The sequence below is a fragment of the Paraburkholderia sp. XV genome, from assembly GCF_020177535.1.
GTDB classification, from domain to species: domain Bacteria; phylum Pseudomonadota; class Gammaproteobacteria; order Burkholderiales; family Burkholderiaceae; genus Paraburkholderia; species Paraburkholderia caribensis.
Genome location: NZ_JAGUUD010000215.1, coordinates 1 through 5,935, shown reverse-complemented (window position 1 = coordinate 5,935; position 5,935 = coordinate 1). Strand labels below are relative to the sequence as shown.

Sequence of the window (5,935 nt, the reverse complement as noted above, 5' to 3'; positions counted from 1 at the left end):
TTGCGGCGGCAAAGAAAAGTAGGTGCCGCCCCGCACAGGGGCGACGTGTGAAGCACGCTAACGCATCGCGGATGCCAGCGCAAAACCCAAAACCCAAAACCGCGGATGCCAACGCAAAGGCAAGCGCCCAGGGACAACGCGCAAACCGCGAAAAATCACACCACCCAACATCGCAAAAAACCAAAAAACAAAAAAACCTCAATCAATCGGCCGCCCAGCCGTCTCACGAACAAACGGCAACGCCAACAAAGAAACCAAACCACACCCAATCAGATACCAGGCCGGCGCAAGCGTACTCCCTGACAACTGAATAAGCCACGTAGCAAAGAACTGCGCAAACCCGCCAAAGATCGACACGCCGAGACAATAAACAATTGACATCCCGGTAGCGCGAATCTCACGCGGAAACATCTCAGTCAGCATGACGATATTAGGCACCGCCGTAAACGCAACAAGCACGCCAAGCACGGCAACAACTGAAAGCAGAACGGGCACCGTAGGCACGGCATTGATCACCATAAACGCCGGATAAACACCCACAATCAAGAGCACACGCGAAACCCACAGCACCCGCTTACGCCCATACCGATCCGACAACGCCCCAGCAAACGGCGAACAGATCACCGTCACGAAAGCAGCCGTCCACGAAGCCCACAACGCCAGCGACATCGGCATATGCAGAATCTTGATCGCGTAAGTAGAAAGATAAAACAGCACGATATAGTTCGCGGCAGTGCCGCCAATCGTCGTCACGACACCCGTCGCAATCGAGCCCATATGCGTGCCGAAAATCTCGCGCACAGGCTTCGCAACCGTCGCAGCTTCCAGCGCGGGCGAATGATCTGAAGACGCCGCCGGCATCGGCAACGTTTCATCCAGATGCCGCCGGATATACACGCCAATCGGCCCCATCGCCATACCGATCACGAACGGCACGCGCCAGCCCCAGCTTTCGAGTGCGTGCGTCGACAGCATTGCCGCCAACGCGACGCCAAGCAGCGAACCGACCACCGTGTTCAAGCCCTGACTCACGAACTGCCAGCTGCCATAAAAACCGCGCGTGCGGTCGCTGCCGTACTCCATCAGGAGCGATGTCGAAGCCCCGATCTCGCCGCCCAGCGCAAAGCCCTGAATCAGCCGCGCAATAATCACAAGCACGGGCGCTGCAAGCCCAATCGACGCATACGTCGGCGCAAACGCAATGATCGCCGAGCCCAGCGTCATCAGCCACAACGTCAGGCTCATCGCCGCCTTGCGGCCCGCACGGTCCGCATACGCGCCGAGCACCACGCCGCCCACCGGCCGCATGATGAAGCCCACACCAAACGTGCCGACCGCGAGCATCAACTGCGCAAGCTGCCCTTCGACAGGAAAGTACAGCTTGCCGATGATCGTCGCGAAGAAACTGTAGATCGTGAAGTCGAAGAACTCGAGGCCGTTGCCAAGCGTGATCGCTGCGATCGCTTTCGCGTGGCTCACGCGTTGCGGCTGCGCATCGCTCGTCGATACGCTGTCGTCCGGCGTGGAAGTCGTTGCGGCTGTGTAAGTCATATCCGTCTCCCGGATGCGTCAGACGAGAAATGATTGCGCGAGCCGCACCCAATAAGCGGCGCCCGTCGCAAGGCAATCGTCGTTGAAGTCGTAGCCAGGGTTGTGCACCATGCAGCCACCCTCGCCGTCCCCGTTGCCGATGATCAGATAAGCACCCGCGCATCGTTCGAGCATGAACGCGAAGTCCTCGCTGCCCGTCAGCGGCTGCATGTTCGCGATCAGCCCGTCGTCGCCGACCCAGTCGCGCGCAACCTGCGTCGCGAATGCCGTCATCTGCGCATCGTTGACGAGCACGGGATAGCGGCGCTGATAGTCGACCTCGGCGCGCGCGTTGTACACGGAAGCTTGCCCGTGCACGACCTCGAGAATGCGCGTCTCCAGATAGTCGCGAACCTCCGGCTTCAGCGCGCGCACGGACAGACGCATCTCCGCCGTCTCCGGAATCACGTTGGGCGCTTCGCCCGCGTGAATCGCGCCGACCGTGATGATCGCCATGTCGAGCGGCGCGACGTTGCGCGACACGATGGTCTGCAACGCCAGCACGATCTGAGCGCACACCACGACAGGATCGACAGCCTTGTGCGGCACCGCACCGTGCCCGCCGCGCCCCGTCACCTTGACGATCACGGTATCCGACGACGCCATGAACGAACCCGGCAGAAAGCCGAACTTGCCAGTCGGATGTCCCGGCATGTTGTGCATCGCGAACACGGCGTCGCATGGGAAGCGCTCGAACAGCCCGTCTTCAATCATTTTCTTCGCGCCGGCAAGGCCCTCTTCGGCGGGCTGGAAAATCAGGTTCAGCGTGCCGTCGAACGAACGTTCCTGCGCGAGATGCTTCGCCGCGGCGAGCAGCATCGCCGTGTGGCCGTCGTGGCCGCATGCGTGCATCTTGCCGGGCAGCTTGCTGGCGTAAGGCAGCCCCGTCTGCTCGTGGATGGGCAGCGCATCCATGTCGGCACGCAGGCCGAGCTTGCGCGTACCGCTGCCTACTTTCAGTTGCCCGACGACCCCCGTGCTGCCCAGCCCGCGCGTCACGGTGTAGCCCCACTCTGCGAGCTTGCCGGCGACCAGGTCGCCCGTCACGTGTTCTTCGTATGCAAGCTCGGGATGCGCATGGATGCGGCGGCGCAGCGCAATCATTTCTGCTTCGAGATCGGCGATGCCGGCGGGGATGACCATGGTATTCACGCTGCTGTCTCCATCGATGTCTGTGAACCCAGCATAGCCGCCCGTTTTTTTGACGGGCAGGCGGGAAACGGTTACGGTGGCAACCAGTGGTTGCCACCCGCGATGCCACCTTTCGCCCGCCCGACATGAAACTGCATCAACTCAGCACGCTCGCCGCCATCGCGGAGACGGGCAGCATCCGCGCCGCGGCGCGGCAATTGGGCCTGTCGCCCGCCGCCGTCACCAAGTCCGTGCGCGAACTCGAAACGGATCTGCGCGCGCCGCTGGTGATACGCGGCACATCAGGAGTCGCGTTCACCGAATACGGACGCGCGCTCGTCGTGCACGCGCGGCTCGTGCTCGGTCAGCTCGCGCGCGCCGAGGCCGAACTCGAAGCGATGCGCGGCGCGGCGGCGGGGAAGCTCTCGGTAGGCGTGACGCCGTGGCTCGCGCTGACGTTTCTGCCCGAGACGGTCAACCGCTTCAAGCAGAAAATGCCCGACGTGCAGCTGGAATTCTTCGAAGGATTATTGGCTGTCGTGCAGCCGCGTCTGCGCGACGGCAGTCTCGACTTTTCGATCGGGCGGCCGCCGCCTGCGTCGCCGCAATCGGAGTTTCACAACGTGCCGCTTTTCTCGACGCATTCGGCCGTCGTCGCGCGACGCGGGCATCCGTTGGGCGAATGCCGCACGCTGCACGAACTGCAAGACGCCGAATGGGTGTTGAACTGGGACCCGGCGAGTCGCGAGTCGATGGCCGACAACCTGTTCCGCAAGCGCGGGATGAGAGTGCCGCACACGATCCATCTCGCGCATTCATTTGCGATCGTGCTGGGCCTGCTTCAGCAGACGGATTTCCTGAGCATCTTTCCCTGGCCCCTCGTCGAGGTGAACATCGCAAAGGAGAATCTGCGCGCGCTGCCGTTGCGCGAAGTGGTCGATGAGACGATTGTCAGCATCACGTCGCGGCGCGGCGTGCCCGTCAGTCCGGCGGGCGCGTGTTTTATCGAATGCCTGCGCGAGGTGATCGACGAAGGCGCGCGATCGCAGGACGCGGACCGCCGCCGTCTGTTTCATTCGATCGAACTGCTTTTCTAGGCTTTATTTTCCGTAGCCGACGACGCCCTTGATCTCCAGAAAGTCTTCGAGTCCGAACTCGCCGTACTCGCGCCCGTTGCCCGACTGACGATAGCCGCCAAACGGCGCTTCCGGCGAGTACTCCGCGTAGTTCAGATAGATCGTGCCGGTGCGCAGCCGCCTGGCGACGGCACGCGCGCGTTCGAGCGACGCCGACTGCACATAGCCCGCGAGGCCGTAGATGCTGTCGTTGGCCATCGCGACGGCTTCGTCTTCCGTGTCGTAGCCGAGAATCGACAGCACGGGTCCGAAAATTTCTTCGCGTGCGATCGTCATGTCGTGCGTCACGTGGCCGAACACGGTCGGGCGTACATAGTAGCCTTCGCCCAGGCCTTCGGGGCGTCCGGGACCGCCCGCTGCGAGCACCGCCCCTTCGCGCAGGCCGGCATCGATCATCGACTGGATCTTGTCGAACTGCTGCTGGCTGATCACGGGGCCCATATCGCTCGACGGCGCGTCCGCCGGACCGACGACGAGCGCATCGGCCACTTCCTTTGCGTAGGCCAACGCTTCGTCCATTCGCGCGCGCGGCACGAACATGCGCGTGGGTGCATCGCACGATTGCCCGCTGTTATCGAAGCATGCGCGCGCGCCACGCGTGACGGCGTCGCGCAGATCGGCATCTTCGAGAATCAGGTTTGCGGACTTGCCGCCCAGTTCCTGATGCACGCGCTTGACGGTATCGGCAGCGGCCTTCGCGACTTGCACGCCTGCACGCGTCGAGCCCGTAAACGACATCATGTCGATGTCCTTGTGGCGCGACATGGCATCGCCCACCACCTGCCCTTCGCCGTTGACGAGGTTGAACACACCTGCGGGCACGCCTGCTTCATGCAGGATTTCTGCATACAGCATCGCGCTCATCGGCGCGAGTTCCGATGGCTTCAGTACCATCGTGCAACCTGCTGCGAGCGCGGGCGCGACCTTCGTCGTGATCTGCAATGCGGGCCAGTTCCATGGCGTGATGAGACCGCATACGCCTACGGGTTCCTTGCGGATCAGCATGCTGCCTTTTAGCTGCTCGAAGTCGAAATGCTGCAGCGTGCGGATCATCGTTTCCAGGTGCGCGGTGCCCGTCCATGCTTGCGCGTCGTGTGCGAACTGTTTGGGCGCGCCCATTTCGCGGCTGATTGCATCGGCCATGTCGTCGTAGCGTTTGCGATAGACCTCGAGGATCGCTTGCAGCAGATCGATGCGTTCCTGCACCGTGGTTTGCGAATACGAGGCGAATGCGGTTTTGGCGGCCGCTACTGCGCGATCGACGTCGCCTGCACTGCCGAGCGAGATCGTTGCGAACGGTCTGGCCGTGGATGGGTCGATTACGTCGAGTTTTTTGGCTTCGATCGGGTCGATCCATTTGCCGTCGATATAGAACTGCGTGGCGTGTTGCATGATGTTTTCCTCTAATTGGTCCGGTACGGTTACATCGACTGTTCTCGAACTACATGTCTTCAAATCGAAATTCATTGGCAAGCGTCTTTGGCTCAGACTCCCGTTTCCCAATCAACCGCTTTTTATCTGCGATTCATTCTGGAGACTTTGATATGAGCAACATTACCTTTACCCGTATCGATGCGAAGGGTCCTGGCGCTACTGGCCTGCAGCCGGCATTGCATGATCCTGCTGATGTGATTCTCGATGGCGCTAAAGCGCCGCATGCGTTGACTGCTTTTTCCGATGCTGACAATGTGCTCACGGCTGGGGTCTGGCAATGCGATGCCGGTACGCTCAAGTTGACCGATCTGCCGATTCATGAAGTCTGTGTGCTGATCGAAGGTGAAGTCGTGATCACCAGCGATGATGGGCGTGCCGATCATTACCATGCAGGTGATGCGTTTATTCTTCATAAGGGCTTCTCTGGTACCTGGCATATGCCTGTTGCTACTAAGAAGTACAGTGTTGTTTATTGCGGTTGAGGTTATGGGGTGAACCGGCCGTGCGGCCGGGTTTGCACTGGCATCCGTGTTTTGGTGTTTTGGTGTTTTGGTGTTTTGGTGTTTTGGTGTTTTGGTGTTTTGGCCTCTTCGCTGGCATCCGCGTTACGTTAGCTCGCTTCACGCGTCGCCCCTGTGCGGGGC

General features: G+C 61.1%; 5 protein-coding genes. 2 read left to right on the top strand and 3 right to left on the bottom strand.

All coding sequences use genetic code 11. The features are described 5' to 3' along the window. Positions 1 to 198: 198 nt before the first annotated feature. Together KFO72_RS41030 and KFO72_RS41025 are read right to left on the bottom strand one after the other, a co-directional pair. Entirely contained in the window at positions 199 to 1,551 is a 1,353-nt protein-coding gene (locus KFO72_RS41030) for an MFS transporter (RefSeq protein WP_225034492.1), read from the bottom strand. An 18-nt stretch (positions 1,552 to 1,569) separates the two neighbouring features. After that, the gene (locus KFO72_RS41025; RefSeq protein WP_107204337.1) at positions 1,570 to 2,742 is read right to left on the bottom strand and encodes a M20 aminoacylase family protein; all 1,173 of its coding nucleotides are present in this window, start codon (positions 2,740 to 2,742) and stop codon (positions 1,570 to 1,572) included. A gap of 125 nt (positions 2,743 to 2,867) precedes the next feature. Between KFO72_RS41025 and KFO72_RS41020 the strand changes: the two genes are divergently transcribed. Then, positions 2,868 to 3,818, top strand: coding sequence for a LysR substrate-binding domain-containing protein (locus KFO72_RS41020; RefSeq protein WP_054930169.1), 951 nt, complete (start codon positions 2,868 to 2,870; stop codon positions 3,816 to 3,818). Positions 3,819 to 3,821: 3 nt separating this feature from the next. On the opposite strand, the gene KFO72_RS41015 is transcribed toward KFO72_RS41020, so the two are convergent. Then, a complete protein-coding gene (locus KFO72_RS41015) occupies positions 3,822 to 5,249 on the bottom strand; it encodes an aldehyde dehydrogenase family protein (RefSeq protein WP_225034491.1) in 1,428 nt (475 codons plus the stop codon). 152 nt (positions 5,250 to 5,401) lie between these two features. On the opposite strand from KFO72_RS41015, the gene KFO72_RS41010 reads away from it, so the two are divergent. Continuing rightward, the gene (locus tag KFO72_RS41010; protein ID WP_082845371.1) at positions 5,402 to 5,773 is read left to right on the top strand and encodes a cupin domain-containing protein; all 372 of its coding nucleotides are present in this window, start codon (positions 5,402 to 5,404) and stop codon (positions 5,771 to 5,773) included. Positions 5,774 to 5,935 lie beyond the last annotated feature (162 nt).

Bases quoted from the DNA above. Each gene is read 5' to 3' on its own strand.
- KFO72_RS41020 (WP_054930169.1), top strand. From the start codon at position 2,868: ATGAAACTGCATCAACTCAGCACGCTCGCCGCCATCGCGGAGACGGGC.
- KFO72_RS41010 (WP_082845371.1), top strand. From the start codon at position 5,402: ATGAGCAACATTACCTTTACCCGTATCGATGCGAAGGGTCCTGGCGCT.
- KFO72_RS41030 (WP_225034492.1), bottom strand. From the start codon at position 1,551: ATGACTTACACAGCCGCAACGACTTCCACGCCGGACGACAGCGTATCG.
- KFO72_RS41015 (WP_225034491.1), bottom strand. From the start codon at position 5,249: ATGCAACACGCCACGCAGTTCTATATCGACGGCAAATGGATCGACCCG.